The organism is Actinosynnema sp. NPDC037264, from assembly GCF_055603705.1.
In genome coordinates this window covers 76,933-92,233 of record NZ_JBVJVK010000028.1, presented here as the reverse complement: position 1 = coordinate 92,233, position 15,301 = coordinate 76,933, and the positions used below count along the sequence as shown (strand labels likewise).

General features: G+C 72.6%; 13 protein-coding genes. 2 read left to right on the top strand and 11 right to left on the bottom strand.

Annotated features, from left to right (window positions below):
- Nucleotides 1–4 precede the first annotated feature (4 nt).
- The 9 genes from ACZ7GX_RS26950 to ACZ7GX_RS26910 all read right to left on the bottom strand — a co-directional run bounded on the left by ACZ7GX_RS26950 (nt 5) and on the right by ACZ7GX_RS26910 (nt 8,262).
- On the bottom strand, nt 5–898 hold the full coding sequence (locus ACZ7GX_RS26950) for an aldehyde dehydrogenase family protein (RefSeq protein ID WP_498780545.1): 894 nt from the start codon (nt 896–898) through the stop codon (nt 5–7).
- Nucleotides 891–2,318, bottom strand: coding sequence for an aldehyde dehydrogenase family protein (locus ACZ7GX_RS26945; RefSeq protein WP_498780544.1), 1,428 nt, complete (start codon nt 2,316–2,318; stop codon nt 891–893). The genes ACZ7GX_RS26950 and ACZ7GX_RS26945 overlap by 8 nt, the downstream gene beginning before the upstream one ends.
- A gap of 1 nt (nt 2,319) precedes the next feature.
- Nucleotides 2,320–3,285, bottom strand: a complete 966-nt coding sequence (deoC, locus tag ACZ7GX_RS26940) for a deoxyribose-phosphate aldolase (RefSeq protein WP_498780543.1) — start codon at nt 3,283–3,285, stop codon at nt 2,320–2,322.
- Between the two features lie 185 nt (nt 3,286–3,470).
- On the bottom strand, nt 3,471–5,669 hold the full coding sequence (locus ACZ7GX_RS26935) for a bifunctional polysaccharide deacetylase/glycosyltransferase family 2 protein (RefSeq protein ID WP_498780542.1): 2,199 nt from the start codon (nt 5,667–5,669) through the stop codon (nt 3,471–3,473).
- On the bottom strand, nt 5,669–6,040 hold the full coding sequence (locus ACZ7GX_RS26930; RefSeq protein ID WP_498780541.1) for a hypothetical protein: 372 nt from the start codon (nt 6,038–6,040) through the stop codon (nt 5,669–5,671). The genes ACZ7GX_RS26935 and ACZ7GX_RS26930 overlap by 1 nt, the downstream gene beginning before the upstream one ends.
- A gap of 66 nt (nt 6,041–6,106) precedes the next feature.
- Nucleotides 6,107–6,763: a DUF1707 SHOCT-like domain-containing protein gene (locus ACZ7GX_RS26925; RefSeq protein WP_498780540.1), complete on the bottom strand. Its 657-nt coding sequence runs from the start codon at nt 6,761–6,763 to the stop codon at nt 6,107–6,109.
- Nucleotides 6,764–6,797: 34 nt separating this feature from the next.
- Nucleotides 6,798–7,232: a hypothetical protein gene (locus ACZ7GX_RS26920; RefSeq protein ID WP_498780539.1), complete on the bottom strand. Its 435-nt coding sequence runs from the start codon at nt 7,230–7,232 to the stop codon at nt 6,798–6,800.
- A gap of 8 nt (nt 7,233–7,240) precedes the next feature.
- Nucleotides 7,241–7,408 (bottom strand): DUF397 domain-containing protein, encoded by a 168-nt coding sequence (locus ACZ7GX_RS26915; protein WP_498780537.1) that lies wholly within the window; start codon nt 7,406–7,408, stop codon nt 7,241–7,243.
- A 17-nt stretch (nt 7,409–7,425) separates the two neighbouring features.
- Nucleotides 7,426–8,262: a helix-turn-helix domain-containing protein gene (locus tag ACZ7GX_RS26910; protein ID WP_498780535.1), complete on the bottom strand. Its 837-nt coding sequence runs from the start codon at nt 8,260–8,262 to the stop codon at nt 7,426–7,428.
- Between the two features lie 95 nt (nt 8,263–8,357).
- Between ACZ7GX_RS26910 and ACZ7GX_RS26905 the strand changes: the two genes are divergently transcribed.
- Nucleotides 8,358–8,546, top strand: coding sequence for a hypothetical protein (locus tag ACZ7GX_RS26905; RefSeq protein ID WP_498780533.1), 189 nt, complete (start codon nt 8,358–8,360; stop codon nt 8,544–8,546).
- Here the strand turns inward: ACZ7GX_RS26905 and ACZ7GX_RS26900 are convergent.
- Together ACZ7GX_RS26900 and ACZ7GX_RS26895 are read right to left on the bottom strand one after the other, a co-directional pair.
- Entirely contained in the window at nt 8,534–9,517 is a 984-nt protein-coding gene (locus ACZ7GX_RS26900) for a Gfo/Idh/MocA family protein (RefSeq protein ID WP_498780532.1), read from the bottom strand. The genes ACZ7GX_RS26905 and ACZ7GX_RS26900 overlap by 13 nt on opposite strands.
- Before the next feature lies 1 nt (nt 9,518).
- A complete protein-coding gene (locus ACZ7GX_RS26895) occupies nt 9,519–14,639 on the bottom strand; it encodes an NACHT domain-containing protein (protein ID WP_498780530.1) in 5,121 nt (1,706 codons plus the stop codon).
- Nucleotides 14,640–14,668: 29 nt separating this feature from the next.
- On the opposite strand from ACZ7GX_RS26895, the gene upp reads away from it, so the two are divergent.
- A complete protein-coding gene (gene upp, locus ACZ7GX_RS26890; protein ID WP_498780528.1) occupies nt 14,669–15,295 on the top strand; it encodes a uracil phosphoribosyltransferase in 627 nt (208 codons plus the stop codon).
- Nucleotides 15,296–15,301: the final 6 nt, after the last annotated feature.

The window sequence follows — 15,301 nt, the reverse complement described above, 5'->3', positions numbered from 1 at the left end:
CGGCTCAGACGCCGATCGGGTGCCAGACCGTCTTCAGCTCCAGGAACGCCCGCAGCCGGGCCAGGTCCGGCTCGCGGGTGAAGTCCTCCGACGGGCGCGCGCGCAGCACGCGCTTCACCGTCCCCGCCGCCGCGCGCTCCAGGTCCGCCCGCGTCGACTCCGGGGCGCCGGTCAGGTCCAGGGCGTTCACGTCCGCGTGCGACGCCAGCCAGGGCGCGATCTCCGCCGTCCGCCCGGTCAGCACGTTCACCACACCGCCGGGCAGGTCGGACGTCGCCAGCACCTCCGCCAACGTGACCGCGGGCAGCGGCCGGTCCTGCGAGGTCACGACCACCGCCGCGTTGCCGGTCGCGATCACCGGCGCCACCACGCTGATCAACCCCAGCAGCGACGACTGCTGCGGCGCGAGCACCGCCACCACGCCCGTCGGCTCCGGCACGGAGAACGAGAAGTACGGCCCGGCCACCGGGTTCGACGCGCCGAGCACCGTGGCGACCTTGTCGGTCCACCCCGCGTACCAGACCCACCGGTCGATGGCCGCGTCCACCAGCGACTGCGCCTTCTTCACCGCGACGCCCTCGCCGGCGGCGACCTCGGCGGCGAACTGCTCCCGCCTGCCCTCCAGCACCTCGGCCACCCGGAACAGCACCTGCCCGCGGTTGTACGCCGTCGCGCCCGACCAGCCGGGGAACGCCTTGCGCGCCGCCGCGACCGCGTCCCGGGCGTCCTTGCGAGAGCCCTGCGCCGCGTTGGCCAGGAACGCGCCCTTCGCGTCGACGACCGGGTAGGACCGGCCGGACTCCGAGCGGGGGAACGCGCCGCCGATGTAGAGCTTGTACGTCTTCGCGACGGCGAGCCGGTTTTCGGCCTTGCCGAGGGAAATCCGGTTCTCAGACATCGAGGTAGGCCTCCAGCCCGGTGCGGCCGCCTTCGCGGCCGAAGCCCGACTCCTGGTAGCCGCCGAACGGGGCGGTCGGGTCGAAGCGGTTGAACGTGTTGGCCCACACCACGCCGGCGCGCATCTTCTGCGCCGCCCACAGGATGCGCGACCCCTTCTCGGTCCAGATGCCGGCCGACAGCCCGTACGGCGTGTTGTTCGCCTTGGCCACGGCCTCGTCCGGCGTGCGGAACGTCAGCACCGACAGCACCGGGCCGAAGATCTCCTCGCGCGCGATCCGCATCGCCTGCGACACGTTGGAGAACACCGTCGGCGCGAAGTAGAAACCCTTGTCCGGCAACGGGCACGCGGACGTCCACCGCTGCGCGCCCTCGGCGTCGCCCGTCTCGACCAGCTCCTGGATCTTCGTCAGCTGCTCGCGCGAGTTGATCGCGCCGACGTCGGTGTTCTTGTCCAACGGGTCGCCGACGCGCAGCGTGGACACCCGGGCGTGCAGCTTCTCCAGCAGCTCGTCGGCCACGGACTCCTGCACCAGCAGCCGCGAACCCGCGCAGCACACGTGACCCTGGTTGAAGAAGATGCCGTTGACGATGCCCTCGACCGCCTGGTCCAGCGGCGCGTCGTCGAACACGATGTTCGCCGCCTTGCCGCCCAGCTCCAGGGTGAGCTTGCGGCCGGTGCCGGCCAGCTGCCGCTGGATGATCTTGCCGACCTCGGTCGACCCGGTGAACGCGACCTTGTCCACGTCCGGGTGCGACACGAGGGCCGCGCCGACGTCGCCCGCGCCGGCGAGGATGTTCACCACGCCGGGTGGCAGGTCGGCCTGCTGGATGATCTCCGCCAGCACCAGCGCGCTCAGCGGCGTCGTCTCGGCGGGCTTGATCACCACCGTGTTGCCGGTCGCCAGCGCGGGCGCGATCTTCCACGCCGCCATCAGCAGCGGGAAGTTCCACGGGATGACCTGGCCCGCCACGCCGAGCGGGCGCGGGTCGGGGCCGAGGCCCGCGTAGCCGAGCTTGTCCGCCCAGCCCGCGTGGTAGAAGAAGTGCGCGGCGGCCGTCGGCACGTCCACGTCACGTGATTCCTTGATGGGCTTGCCGTTGTCCAACGACTCCAGCACCGCCAGCTCCCGCGACCGCTCCTGGATCAGGCGGGCGATGCGGAAGATGTACTTGGCGCGCTCGGAGCCGGGCATCCTGCCCCAGACCCGCTCGTAGGCGCGGCGCGCGGCCTTCACGGCCTTGTCGACGTCGGCGGGCCCGGCCGTGGAGACCTCGGCCAGCACCTCCTCCGTGCCGGGGTTGACGGTCTTCAGCGGCTCACCGGAGCCCTCGACGAACTGGCCGTCGACGAACATCCGGTAGTTCGGCTTGAGGTTCGCGATGTCCCGTGATTCGGGCGCGGGCGCGTATTCCCACATGTCAGTCCACCGTCACGTAATCGGGGCCGCTGTAGTGGCCGGCCAACTGGGTGCGCCGCTGCATCAGCAGGTCGTTGAGCAGCGTGGAGGCACCGAAGCGGAACAGGGTCGGGGTCAGCCACTCCGGTCCCGCGACCTCGTGCACCGCGACCAGGTACTTGATCGCGTCCTTGGTCGTGCGGATGCCGCCGGCCGGCTTCACGCCCCTGAGCTCGCCCGTCTGGGCGTGCCAGTCGCGGACGGCTTGCAGCATCACGTGCGTGACGGGCAGCGTCGCGGCGGGGGACACCTTGCCGGTGGACGTCTTGATGAAGTCGCCGCCCGCGAGCAGGCCGAGCCACGACGCCCGGCGCACGTTGTCGTAGGTCGCGAGTTCGCCGGTCTCCAGGATCACCTTGAGGTGCGCGTCCCCGCAGGCGTGCTTGACCTGCACGATCTCGTCGAACACCTGCCCGTACCGGCCGGACAGGAACGCGCCCCGGTCGATCACCATGTCGATCTCGGTGGCGCCCGCGTCGACGGCGTAGGCGGTGTCCTCCAGCTTCACCTTCAGGCTCGACCGGCCGGACGGGAACGCGGTCGCGACGCTGGCGACGTCGATCCCCGTGCCCCGGAGCTCCTCGACGGCCGTCTCCACCATGTCCGGGTACACGCAGACGGCGGCGACCTTCGGCACGTCCGGGTTGTCCGGGTCGGGCCGCCGGGCCTTCGCCGCGAGCGACCGCACCTTGCCGGGGGTGTCCGCGCCTTCGAGCGTGGTCAGGTCGACCATGCCGATGGCGGTGTCGATGGCCCACATCTTGGCGGCCTTCTTGATGCTGCGGGTGCCCAGACCGGCCGCGCGCTGTTCGACGCCGACCTGGTCCACACCGGGCAGTCCGTGCAGGAACCGGCGCAGCGACGCGTCGTCGCGGACGGCGTCCGCGAGCGCCGGGGGCAGCGACGGCGATGTCGATGGAGCAGCCATGTCGCCGAGTCTAGGCGGAATGGGACGGGCGTCCTAAGTGAGCGGCTTCGGGCAGGTCAGAGGGGTTGTGCGGGACGTGCGGCGGGTGCCTGGCGCGGGTTGCGGACGGCCGTCGGGCCGACTTCGGGCTCACCGGCTCGGTCCGCCCTCGAGGCCGCTCCCGGACCAGGGACCGCCACGCCTGCTCAGCCGACGTGAAGCGGCTTCGTGACCTCGTCCTCGACGGCCCACCCGCGCCGGTCCAGCGGCTTGGTCACCTCGTCCGCGGGCGCCAGGTCGGGCGGCGCCAGGTCGGGCGCGTGCTGGGCCGCCGTGCCGGCGCGCTTGAGCTTCTGCCACGGCAGCCGCGCGCCGGCCAGCGCGGTGATCAACGACTGGATCACCACGAGGTACATCAGCTGCCGGTAGACGACCGGTTGCAGGGCCACCGCCCACAGCGGGCGCAGGCTCTCGCGGTCCAGGCGGAACGCGATCACCGCGGGCACGAGCTGCAGCACCAGGAACCCCAGCCACGCCGCCGCGCCGCGCACCGGGTCGGTGAACAGGCTGAGCACCGCGAACACGTCGATCACGGGCGCCAGCACCGGCAGCACGACCTGGTACAGCGCCAGGTACGGCAGCCCGCGCCGGCCCAGCCGACCGCCGAGCCCGCGCTCGCGCACCGCGCCCCGGTGCTTCCACATCGCCTGCAACGTCCCGTAGCACCACCGGTAGCGCTGGCGCCACAGCTGGCCCAGCGTCGCGGGCGCCTCGGTCCACGCCCGGGCGGTCTCGCGGTACGTCACGGCCCACCCGGCGCGCTCCAACGCCATCGTCAGGTCGGTGTCCTCGGCCAGCGTGTCCTCCGGCACCCCGCCGACCTGCCGCAACGCGCTGAGCCGGAACCCGCCGACCGCGCCCGGCACGGTCGGCATGCACTCCATCACGTCGTACATCCGCCGGTCGAGGTTGAAGCCGATCACGTACTCGATGTGCTGCCACCGCCCGAGCAGCCCGCCCCGGTTGCCGACCTTCGCGTTGCCCGACACCGCGCCGACGCCCGGATCGGCGAACGGCTGCACCAGCTCGGCCACGGTGTCCGGCTCCAGCACCGTGTCGCCGTCCACCATCACCACCAGCTCGGTCCGGCAGTGCCGCAGACCGGTGTTCAACGCCGCCGCCTTGCCCGCGTTCGCCTGCCGGATCAACGTCACCCCGGGCAGGTCCAACGCGCGCACGACCTCGCTGGTGCGGTCCGTGGAACCGTCGTCCACCACGATGACCCGCACGTCGGTCGTGGCGGCGAGGATCGAGCGCAGGGTCGCCTCGATGCCCGCTTCCTCGTTGTACGCGGGCACCAGCACCGTCACCGGTTGCCGGGGCAGCCGCCGTGCGTGACGCCCGATGTTGCGCGCACGGCGCGCGTGGACGCCGGTCGTGCCCAACAACAACAGCGCCCGCAGCAACGCCAGCACGCTCGACACCACGACCAGCCACGTCATCACCGAGGTCGTCGCCGCGGCGGCGCGCACGGCCAGCGACACGGCCGTCCCCTCCGCCTGCTCGACGAAGCTCGCCGACCGGGCGATCGGCACGCCCAACGCGTCGCTCGCGGTGCGGAACTGGCGCCCCTCCGCCCGCAGCTTCGGGATGACCTGCTCCAGCGCCGCCACCGTCTGCGACCGGTCACCGCCGCCGTCGTGCGCCAGCACCACCGCGCCGCGCCCGTCGGTCGGCGTGGCGGCGGCGACGATCGCGTCCACGCCCGGGTTGCGCCAGTCCTCCGTGTCGTGGGTGGACAGCAGCACCAGGTGCCCCGAACCCACCATCCGCTCGACGGCGGCCAGGTCCTCGTCGTCCAGCGCGTCGGCGCTCGCGGAGTACGGCGGCCGCACGAGCGTGCTCGCCCGACCCGTCGCCGCGGCCACCACGAGCTGCGTCTGACCCAGCTCCACCGCCGTGCGCGCCTCGCCGACCGTGCCGAGGTCGACGTGCGTGAACGTGTGCAGGCCCACCTCGTGACCGTCGTCGGCCATCCGCTCGACCAGGTCCGGGTACCGGGCCGCGGCGACGCCCGTGACGAAGAACGTCGCCTTGACGTCGTTGCGCCGCAACACGTCCAGCACCTGCGGCGTCCAGCGTGGGTCCGGCCCGTCGTCGAACGTCAGCACCACCGCGCCGTCCGGCACCGCGCGCGACGTCAGCCCCTTGCCGTCGGTGCCGATCAGCGGGCCGCCCGTGCGCACGGACTCGGGCACGCGATCCGCCGGACCGGCCGTCGGCGCCTCGCCCTGACCCACCCGCTGCACCACCAGGAGGTCCAGCAGCAGGAAACCGAGCACCACCACCAGCGTCAGCGCCAACAACAGCCAGTGCGCGCGTGGTGACGGCAGGTGCGCGCGCATCAGCCCCTGCCGACGGACGTCGGCCGGTTCGAGGCGCCGGGCGGAGGTTCGGTGCGACGACCCTGCGTCTTCGTCGTCGTGGTCGTCGTCGGTTCGGCCGCCGTCGTCCTCGGCACGTCCGCGACCGTCGTCCCGGTCGTGACGCGCACCGGTGGCTCGGTGGTGGTCGGCACGGCCGTGGTCGTGGCGACGACGGCCGGCGCCTCCTCCTCCGGCACGGGGAGCAGCGACGACGGGTTCACCGGGCCGCCCGCCAGCGCCACGGCGAGCAGCGTCAGGTAGGCGAGCACGCACGCCACGGCGGCGCCGATGACGATGCGCAGGACCCACCGGCGGCGGCCGGACGGGTCGACGAACACAGGGCTGGACATTCGCGGCTTCGCAGGAGGGGGCGGCGGGCGGGGACGACGAAGGGTAACGCCCCCCGTTGCCCGCGACTAGCCCTCCAGCTCGCCGTGGTTGCGGCCCTTGAGTTTCTTCTTCTTCGGGTTCTTCGGGCGCCGCACCTCGACCGCGCCCATCATCGCGAACCCGGTGATCTTCACGACCGGTCCGCCGGGGATCGTCGGCGCGCCCTTGTGCGTGGCGTCCTCGAACGCGCCCATGAAGCCGATGCCGGTCACGTGGACGGTGACGTCCTCCGGCACGATGATCTCCACGGCGCCCATGAGCGCGTAGGCGTTGATCGTCGTCTCGCCCTGCGCGAAGCGGGCCCGGGTCAGGTCCAGCTCGACTCCGCCCATGACGGCCACCGCCGTGTGCGTCGGGGGCACGACCCACTCGCCGCGGCGTTCCACGCCGGACCAGAACGCGACCGAGACCGTGGTGCCGGGCGTGCCGCCGATGCGCGACGCGGGGGCGTTGTGCGGCATCGGCACGGGCATGACGGACGGCGCGGGCACGCCGAGGTCGGAGGTCAGCGGCACCAGGTCGCCGTAGGTCTTGGCCGAGTACAGGGCCGCCAGGCGTTCGTCCAGCTCGTGCAGGTCCAGCCGGCCCTCGCCGTGCGCCTGCTGGAGCACTTGGGCGACCTTCTCGCGGTCGGCGTCCGAGGCACGCATCTGACGGGGATCCGGCACCAACTCGTCGCTCACCCGGGTGAGTCTAGGAGGGTGGTCGTCGGTTTGGTCAGTTTCCCGTCGCGACGAGGACCAGCTCGCCGGATTCCGGTTCGAGGAAGGCCGACGCGTGCCACCGCTCGTGGTCGAACGCCGCGTCCAGCGCGTCCCCGGTCAGGAACGGCCCGTCCGGCAGTTCCGCGCGCATGCCGTCGACCACGTCGGGCGTCCTGCCCTCGGCGGTCGGCGCGTACGCGGTCATCAGCCGTTCGGCCGCGGCCGGGTCGAGCGCGACCACCGCGTCGATCCAGTAGGTGGACGGTCCGGGCACGTCGGCGCGCCCGAACGTGCCGGACATCCACCGCGCCCCGCCCGCCGCCTGGAGCACCGGGAAGCGCGTGACGAGCGGCTGGAGGTCGGTCCTCAACTCACCGGTTCCCGACTTCGCCGCCGGTTGCGCCTGCCCTTCGCACCCGACCAGCACCACGGCCGCGACGAGCGCCACGACCCACTTCACCTCGCGAACGCCGACCAGTCGACCTTGCCGAAGAACAGGACCGGGCCGTCGGGGTTCTTGGAGTCGCGGACGGCGGTGCGGTCGGCGACGCGGGCGACCTCGACGCAGTTGGCCTGGCCACTGCTGCGGCTGCTCTTGCGCCAGTGCGCGTTGGTGAGGTCCATCGGGTGCGCTCCTCGCATCACGTCGACTTGCCGGCGAGCTCGGCCATCAGCCCGACCGACTTCTCGGGGGACAGCGCCAAGTCACGCAGCTTCTGCCAGGCAAGCGTAGCGTCGTTCAGGTAGCGCTCCTCCTCCAGGAAAGTGCTGGTGCTCCGGCTCTCCACGTAGACGAGTCCGGGCTGGTCGGCGAACTCCAGGCGAACGAACGGGCCTTCCAAGCCGGGGTGCGCCGCCGCCTCGAACGGCACTACCTGGATCAAGATGTTCGCCCGCCCGGTCAGCGCGGTGAGATGGCTCAGCTGGGCTCGCATCATGGCGGGATCGCCGAGGTGGCGGCGGAGTGCGCCCTCGTCGATCAGCAGGTGCACCTGCGCGCGCCCCAGCACGACCTGCCTGCCCATGCGCGTGGCCACGAGGGTGTTGACCTCCGCTTCCGACAACCCGTCGTGGGTGCCTCGGATGATGGCGCGGGCGTAGTCGGGGGTCTGGGCGAGACCTGGCACGAGGAGCGGCTCGTAGTTGTAGAGGGCCGTCGCTTCCGCCTCGAAGCCGATGAGGTCCTTCCAATTGCTGGGGAGCTTGCCGTGGATGGCGTGCCAGTTCCGGTGTTCTCCGGCGCGGACCAGGTCGACCAGTTCTTGCCGCAAGGCGGCCGGCGCGCGCAGGTAGCCGAGGATCGCGGCCACCTCGTCGGCGCGGAGCCCTCGCGTCCCCGTCTCCATCCGGCTGATCTTGCTCTCCGAGCAGCCGATCGCGCTTGCCACGTCGGCGCAGCTCAGGCCCCTGGCCAAGCGCAGCGCGCGCAGTTCCGTCGATACCCGCCGTTGTCGGACGGATGCCCCCTTGCGTGTCATGGCGCGACTGTTCCGCCTTGCCACGTGGGCAAGGAAGTCGTGTCACCCGAAGGGGAGCGTTGCGGGACCGCGTGGCAAGGGGCGACCGTTCCGGTGTGGAGAAGACCTGGGAGATCACGGGCGTGACCGGCACCTGGAAGATGACCGTGGCCCTCGACCCCGAGGACACCGACCTACCGCCGGCGCCCGAGGGTGCCGAACCGGATTTCGAAGGGCTGGTCGAGCACTTCCGCACGCTCGTCGACCTGAGCGACGCGCACCGGCGACTGGATCAGCTCGGCTGACGCACCGGCAGCCCGGCGGCGCGGTAGATCTCGTCCACGACGCGCAGCGTGGCCACCGCGTCGTCCGCCGTCGTGGGGAACGGCTTGCCGTGCAGCACAGCGTCCGCGAACGCCTCCAACTGGTACTCGTAGGACGGCCGCCGGTCGAAGCGCTCGACTCGTCGGTGCCCGTTCAGCTTGACGACGAGCCGGTGGCCGAACTGCGGCGCGAACGGGTTGAACACGCGCAGCTCGCCGTTGGCGCCCAAGACCTTCGCCGACAGCCTCAGCAACGACCGCGACCACATCGACGTCACCACGGTCCCGGTGTGCCCGGCCGGGAACTTCAACTCCGCCCGCATCGCCCGGTCGACGCCGTCACCCTTCAGCAGGGCCCGCGCCGACTTCACCTCCGGCTCGGCGCCGCCCAGGTGCCGCACCAGGTTCACCGGGTAGCACCCGGCGTCCATCAACGCCCCACCGGCCAGCTCCAGCGAGTACCGGATGTCGCCGAACCTCGGCAGCGGGAAGCACATCCGCGCCTCCACGTGCCGCAGTTCGCCCAACTCCGCGACCACGTCCGGCAACCGCAGCGCCAACGGGTGGTACCGGTAGTGGAACGCCTCCATCACCACGAGCCCGCTCGCCCTCGCCGCCTCCGCGACGGCCGCCGCCTCGTCCGCGTTGGCCGCGAACGGCTTCTCGCACAGCACGTGCTTCCCGGCCGCCAACGCCGCCGTCGTCCACTTCCCGTGCAACCCGTTGGGCAGCGGGACGTAGACGGCGTCCACGTTCGGGTCGTCCAACAACTCCTCGTAGCTCCCGTGGACGCGAGGAATCCCGTGCCGGTCGGCGAAGTGCTGCGCCCGCCCGACGTCGCGCGCCGCCACCGCCGACACCTCGACCGACGCCACCGACCGCCCCGGTCTCACCAACGCCGCCGGCACGATCCGCGCCGCACCCAGAACCCCGATCCGCACGTGGTCGGCCATGTCAGGACGTTACCCCCGGCAGCGGCTCGTCAACCCCGAGCCGGTTGATCCCCGGGTAGTACGCGTCCAGCTCACCGACCTCGAACCGCACCTGCTTCACCGCCCACCACAACCGGTCGCCGACGTCGCCGAAGGCCTGGTAGGACCCGTCGGGCAGCACGACCGCCGACCCGCCGACACCGTGCACCAGCACCGCCCGCTCCGCACCGGTCGCGGCGTCCCAGATCCGCGCCGTGCCGTCGTCGGCCGTGGTGGCGACCCGCTGCCCGTCCGGCGAGAACGCCACGCCGCGCACGTCGCCGGTGTGGCCGGTCAACGTCACCAGGTGCTCACCGGTCGCGCGCCAGACCCGTGCCGTCCCGTCCGTGGACGCCGTGGCGACCCGTTGGCTGTCGCGGGAGAACGCCACGTCCCAAACCCCGCCGTCGTGCCCCAGCTCGGCCACCTGCTTCCCGCCGAGACCCCAGACGCGCGCGGTGCCGTCGACGGACGCGGTGGCGACCCGGTGGCCGTCGGGCGAGAACGCCGCGCCCAACACGCCGTCGGTGTGCCCCGCCAGCTCCACCCTGCCCAACCTGTGCAGATCCCAGAGGTACGCGAGGCCGTCCTGGTGCGCGGTGGCGAAGTGGCCACCGGCCGGGTGCACCGCCACGGCGTTGATCGGCGCGCCCTTGTGCTCGATCCGGGTGACGCGAACCTGGTCGGGCAGGTTCCAGCACGTCACGACGTTGGCCGCGGACGAGGCGACCAGCCGGCGGCCACCGTTGGACAGGGCCAGCGAGGTGACCACCCCGTCGACGCGGATCACGCCCTCGCCGGCACCGGTGATCTGGATGCCCGACGGGATCGCGACCGCCATCGTCGTGCCCGTCGGCGAGAACGCCGCGACCCGCCTGAGCCCGGGCTCGCCCCGGAAATCGCTCCGAACCGCGCCCGTCCGCAGGTCCCACACGCGGACTCTCCCGTCCACGGACGTGGTGAGCAGCGACCGGCCGTCCGGCGAGTACGACGGGGAACCGACCGGGTTCTGGTCGTCGCACAACCACTGCGACTGCTTGTCGTCCGCGGTGTGGGCGGAGGCCAAGCCGTCGTCGGTGGTCAACGCGAAGCGCGTGCCATCGCCGATCGGCGTGACGCGCGTTATCCGACCCGGCAGCGACGAGGTCGTCACGTGGGCTCCGTCGGTGGTGAGGACGGAGTACTGGGAGCCCTGCGTGAGAACGAGCCGACGCTCGTCCAGGAACACCATCCCGTCGACGCGGCTCAGGTAACTGGGGATGATGGCCAGCCTGCCGCCGGAACGCGCGTCCACGATCGTCACCTCCTGCAGCGCGCCGTGGGCGACCGTCGTGCCGCCGGGCGAGACGGCCAACCTGACGCCGGCCCCCGGTGCGAACGCCATGACCACCTCCAGGTCGTCCGTGCGCCGCACCTCCACCTCGTGGTCCGACCTCGTGACGATCACGCTCCCGTCGGCCGACGCGACGAGGTCGTGGTGCAACCGCGGCAGTTCGCGCACGACCTCCCCGGACCTCGCGTCCCACAACCGGATCGCGCCGTGGCGGCCCCTGGTGACGAAGCGATCACCTCCGGCCACGAAGTAACCGTGCCCGACCTGGTCCTGCCGCAGTCGGACGACCGGTTCGCCGGTCTCCGCGTCCCACATGTACGCCCCGCCGTCCGCTTCGAGCGTGGCGATCAGGCGGCCGTCCTGGGCGTAGGCGACGTCGACGACCGGGTGCGCGCGTCGGCGCCAGACCCGCACCGGCCGGTTGGCGCCCAGGTGCCGCAGCTCCACCACGTGCCGGTGCGCCACGGCGGCCAGCTCGCCGTCCGGTGAGAACGCCACCGCCGCCACGTCCGCCCCGAGCGGCGCGAGGGTCGGCGTCGCCGGATCGCGCCCGCTCACCGCCGCCTCCTCCGGCGCCGGTCCGGCCACGCCCAGCAGGGCCGCCCGGCGCCACCGGCTGCCCGTCAGCACGGCGCCGGTCAGGTCACCGCCGATCAGCCGCACGCCGGTCAGGTTCGCGCCGGAGAGGTTCGTCCCGGCGAAGGCCTTGGCGTAGAGCCGCTGTCCGCTCAGGTCGGCCCCGCTCAGGTCGGCGCCACGCAGGTCCAGGTCGCCGAAGTCGAACGCGCGCAGGTCCGCGTTCGCCAACGACAGGTGGACCCGCGCCTCCAGCCGCCTGGCCACCTCGGTCGCGTTGTGCTTGGCCGCCTCCGGCGCGTCGACCTCCGCCAGCACGTCCCGCGCCCAGCTCAACGCGGCCTCGTGACCGGCCAGGTCGCACAGGAAGTCGACCATGAGCCGGGACATCTTCCGGTTGACGATCTCCGTGCCGGGCAGCTCGTCCGCCGCCACCTTCGCGACCAGCCACTCCATCACCGACTGGTGGACGAACGCGAACCCGCCCGCCTCCGTCCGCACCAGCAGCGACCCAGAACCGACGGCGTGCGCGGCCTGGTCGATCGAGTACTCGCGCTCGGTCAGCCGGGTCAACGTGCGCACCACGGTGTCTTCCAGGTCCGCCGTGTCGATGGTCGTCGCCGTGGTCTGCCACAGCCGCAACGCCAGCGCCGTGCACGCCGACAGCCGCTCCGCCCCGTCGAACGACGGCGTCCCGTGCCGGTGCCGCTGCCGGTCCACCTCCTGCACCAGCCAGAAGTCCACCAGCTCCCGGTACAGCTCGGCCGCGCTGATCCGGCCGTGCTGCCGGCGCACCTGGTGCAGCCGCTCGTCGTCCAGGTCGGCGATGAACGACAGCATCCTCGGGTTCCGGGACAGGCCCAGCAGGTCGTTGATCGCGCCCAACAGCTCGAACCGCGCCGCCGCACGGGCCGCGTCACCGTCGTAGTGCCTGGTCAGGAAGTCGCGGATCTGGTCGTCGGTGAAGTCCTCCAGCACCGCGACCCGGCTCGCGGTCAACGCCGACACCCGCCGGCCCAACGCGTTCAGCACCTGGTCGGTGGACTGGAAGTGCTGGCTGCGGCTCGTCAGCACGACCTTCGCCCGGTCGGTCACGGCCTGCAGCAGCGTGGACAGGTAGTCGGCCGCGTTGTCGTACCCGACGCGCAGCTCGAGCTCGTCGAACCCGTCGAACAGCAGCGCCAGCCGACCGCTGCTGATCATGTACCGCAGCTTGGCCACCTCGACCGCGTCCACGCCCTCGCGCACGAGGTGCTGCGCCAGCAGCTCGTCCAGCGTCGGACCCTTCTCCAGGCTGCGCAGCTCCACCAGCACGGGCAGCAGGCCGGGGTGCTCGGCGGGCAGGGCGCGGGTCAGCTGCCGCAGCAGGAACGACTTGCCGCGCCCGAAGTCGCCGAGCACCACCACGAACCGGGCCACGTCCTCGCCGAGCCAGCCGAGGACCCGTCGCAGCAGGTCGTCGCCGCCTTCCTCGGACCCGGCCAGCACGAACCGCTGCGGCACGTACAGGTCGGCGGGGTAGACGCGGTCACCGGCCAGCCGCCGGGTCTGCCGCTGCGCCAACGGCCGCAGGTCCAGCAGTCCCTGGTACTCCACGAAGCTGCGCAGCCGCACGCCGCGCCGTCGTGCCGTGACCACCAGCCCGGCCTCGGCGGGCGCTCCGCTGTAGACCAGCTCGGACGGCACCGCCGGGTCGGCCGCGGCGAAGGAGGCGTGCACTTGCTCGACGAACGCGTCCACCACGGCGGCGGTCAGCTCGGCGACCACGCCGACCGGCCACTGCTCGAAACCGCCGCCGGGACGGGGCTTCGACACCCGGATGTAGTTCTCCTCGGCACGCGGCGTCACGGTCGCCGCGGGGTGTGCCACGCGGGTCGCTTCCAGCACGCGGTCGAAGAAGGTGTCCACGCCCCTGGCCGACCGCACAGGTGCCGCGGTCCACTCAGCGCCGCGGACGGGCGCCGCGACGAGCGACCAGGTGGCGGGCTCGTCGCGGAGGCTCGTGAGCGGGAGGTCGACGTCCACCGGGACCTGCGCCGGTCCCTGGACCGCGCTCAGCCGCCTGGCGGTCGCGTTGCGGTGATCCCGCAGGAGCTCGCCGAACCGCTCGACCTGCCGTTGGCCCAGGCCGAGGCCGTCGTCCTCGTGGGTGACCGGGATGGTCGAGTTGAGGCCGGCGACCACGAGCTCCAGCTCGGGGTAGTCGAACAGGGTCCACGGCTCGTCGGGCGTGAAGCTGAACCGCGCGCCGTGGAACTCCTCGAACGCGGCGGCGAACGGTCCCCACTTCGGCCAGTAGGGCGGCTTCGGGGTCCGGCCCCACGCCTCCTCCTGCCGGAAGTACGCCTCGCACGCCAACAGGTTCACGTCCCGCGCCCCGGGCACGACGACCACCCGTTCGCGGGGCAGCTTCACCGCGTCGGCCAGTTCGGCCAGGAACCGGAAGCCGCGCTCGAACTCGTCCGGCCTGCCGTGCTCGGTCAGGTCGCCGGTGAACACCACCAGGTCGGGGCGCAGCTCGGCGAAGTCGCCCGGCGGCCAGACGTCGTGCCCGGAGCCGAACCGCGTGCCGGCCAGGTGCAGCACGCTCAGCTCGTCCGGCCCGCCGGGCAGCTCCTCGCGCAGCCGGTCGGCGGCGACGGCGTAGCTGTCCTGGGAGGCGGCCGTCGCGATGATGCCGACCACGCGGCCGGTGCGGTTGTCCCACACCGGGCTGCCGCTGTACCCGCGTTGCACGGCCAGGGCGGACTCGCTGTCCAGCTGCACCAGCCGTCCGCCGACCTGGCCGCGGACCACGGCACGCGTCCAGGAGCCGTCCGGCCGGTTCGCCGGGTAGCCGAACACGTCGACCGCGGTGCCGGGGGGCGGGGGTGCGGCGGCCAGGCGGGCGGGCGTGACGCCGGCGGGGAGGTCGAGGTCGAGCGTGGCGATGTCGTCGCCCAGGCGGCCTTCGCGCGGTGGTGGCGGCGCCCACGTGCGCACGCGTGCCGTCACCGGTTCGCCGTTCAACGCGGGGAAGTCGACCTCGACCGCCTCCGTCGGCCGGGTCGCCGAGCGCGGGTCGAGGCCCAGGGCGAGGTTGACCACGTGGGCGCACGTGACGACGTGACGGCCGAGCACGACCCCCGCCCCGACGGTCCGACCGGCCGCGCCGGTGAAGCGGACGACGGAGCTGGGTAACGAGCCGTCGGGCATCGGTTAGAGGTACCACATACTGTTCGACCATGGACGTCCTCGTTGTCGATCACCCACTTGCCAGGGCGCGGCTGACCACCATGCGCGACGCCCGCACGGACAACGCGGCGTTCCGCGCCGCGCTGCACGAGCTGACCGTGATGCTCGTGTACGAGGCCACGCGCGACCTGCCCGTGGCCGAGGAGCGGGTGCACACGCCCGTCGCCCGGACCACCGGCTACCGCCTGGCGAACCCGCCGCTGCTGGTGCCCGTGCTGCGGGCCGGTCTGGGCATGGCGGACCAGGCGCACAAGCTGATCCCGGACGCGCAGATGGGCTTCGTGGGCCTGGCGCGTGACGAGGAGACCCTCCAGCCGACGCCGTACATGGAGTCGCTGCCGGACTCGCTGGCCGGCCGTCCGGTCTTCGTGCTGGACCCGATGCTCGCCACGGGCGGCTCCATGGCGTACACGATCCGCCTGCTGACCGACCGCGGTGCCACCGACGTGACCGCGATCTGCGCCCTGGCCGCCCCCGAGGGCATCAAGCACCTCGAAGACGCCGCCCACCCGATCCGCCTGGTCACCGCCAGCATCGACGAACGCCTGAACGACTCGGGCTTCATCGTCCCCGGCCTGGGCGACGCCGGCGACCGCCAGTACGGCGCCGTCCACTGACCCGCG

What these genes read in the sequence shown, in the direction of transcription:
- ACZ7GX_RS26950 (WP_498780545.1), bottom strand. Translation starts at nt 898, where the DNA reads ATGTCTGAGAACCGGATTTCCCTCGGCAAGGCCGAAAACCGGCTCGCC.
- ACZ7GX_RS26945 (WP_498780544.1), bottom strand. Translation starts at nt 2,318, where the DNA reads ATGTGGGAATACGCGCCCGCGCCCGAATCACGGGACATCGCGAACCTC.
- deoC (WP_498780543.1), bottom strand. Translation starts at nt 3,285, where the DNA reads ATGGCTGCTCCATCGACATCGCCGTCGCTGCCCCCGGCGCTCGCGGAC.
- ACZ7GX_RS26935 (WP_498780542.1), bottom strand. Translation starts at nt 5,669, where the DNA reads ATGCGCGCGCACCTGCCGTCACCACGCGCGCACTGGCTGTTGTTGGCG.
- ACZ7GX_RS26930 (WP_498780541.1), bottom strand. Translation starts at nt 6,040, where the DNA reads ATGTCCAGCCCTGTGTTCGTCGACCCGTCCGGCCGCCGCCGGTGGGTC.
- ACZ7GX_RS26915 (WP_498780537.1), bottom strand. Translation starts at nt 7,408, where the DNA reads ATGGACCTCACCAACGCGCACTGGCGCAAGAGCAGCCGCAGCAGTGGC.
- ACZ7GX_RS26910 (WP_498780535.1), bottom strand. Translation starts at nt 8,262, where the DNA reads ATGACACGCAAGGGGGCATCCGTCCGACAACGGCGGGTATCGACGGAA.
- ACZ7GX_RS26900 (WP_498780532.1), bottom strand. Translation starts at nt 9,517, where the DNA reads ATGGCCGACCACGTGCGGATCGGGGTTCTGGGTGCGGCGCGGATCGTG.
- ACZ7GX_RS26895 (WP_498780530.1), bottom strand. Translation starts at nt 14,639, where the DNA reads ATGCCCGACGGCTCGTTACCCAGCTCCGTCGTCCGCTTCACCGGCGCG.
- upp (WP_498780528.1), top strand. Translation starts at nt 14,669, where the DNA reads ATGGACGTCCTCGTTGTCGATCACCCACTTGCCAGGGCGCGGCTGACC.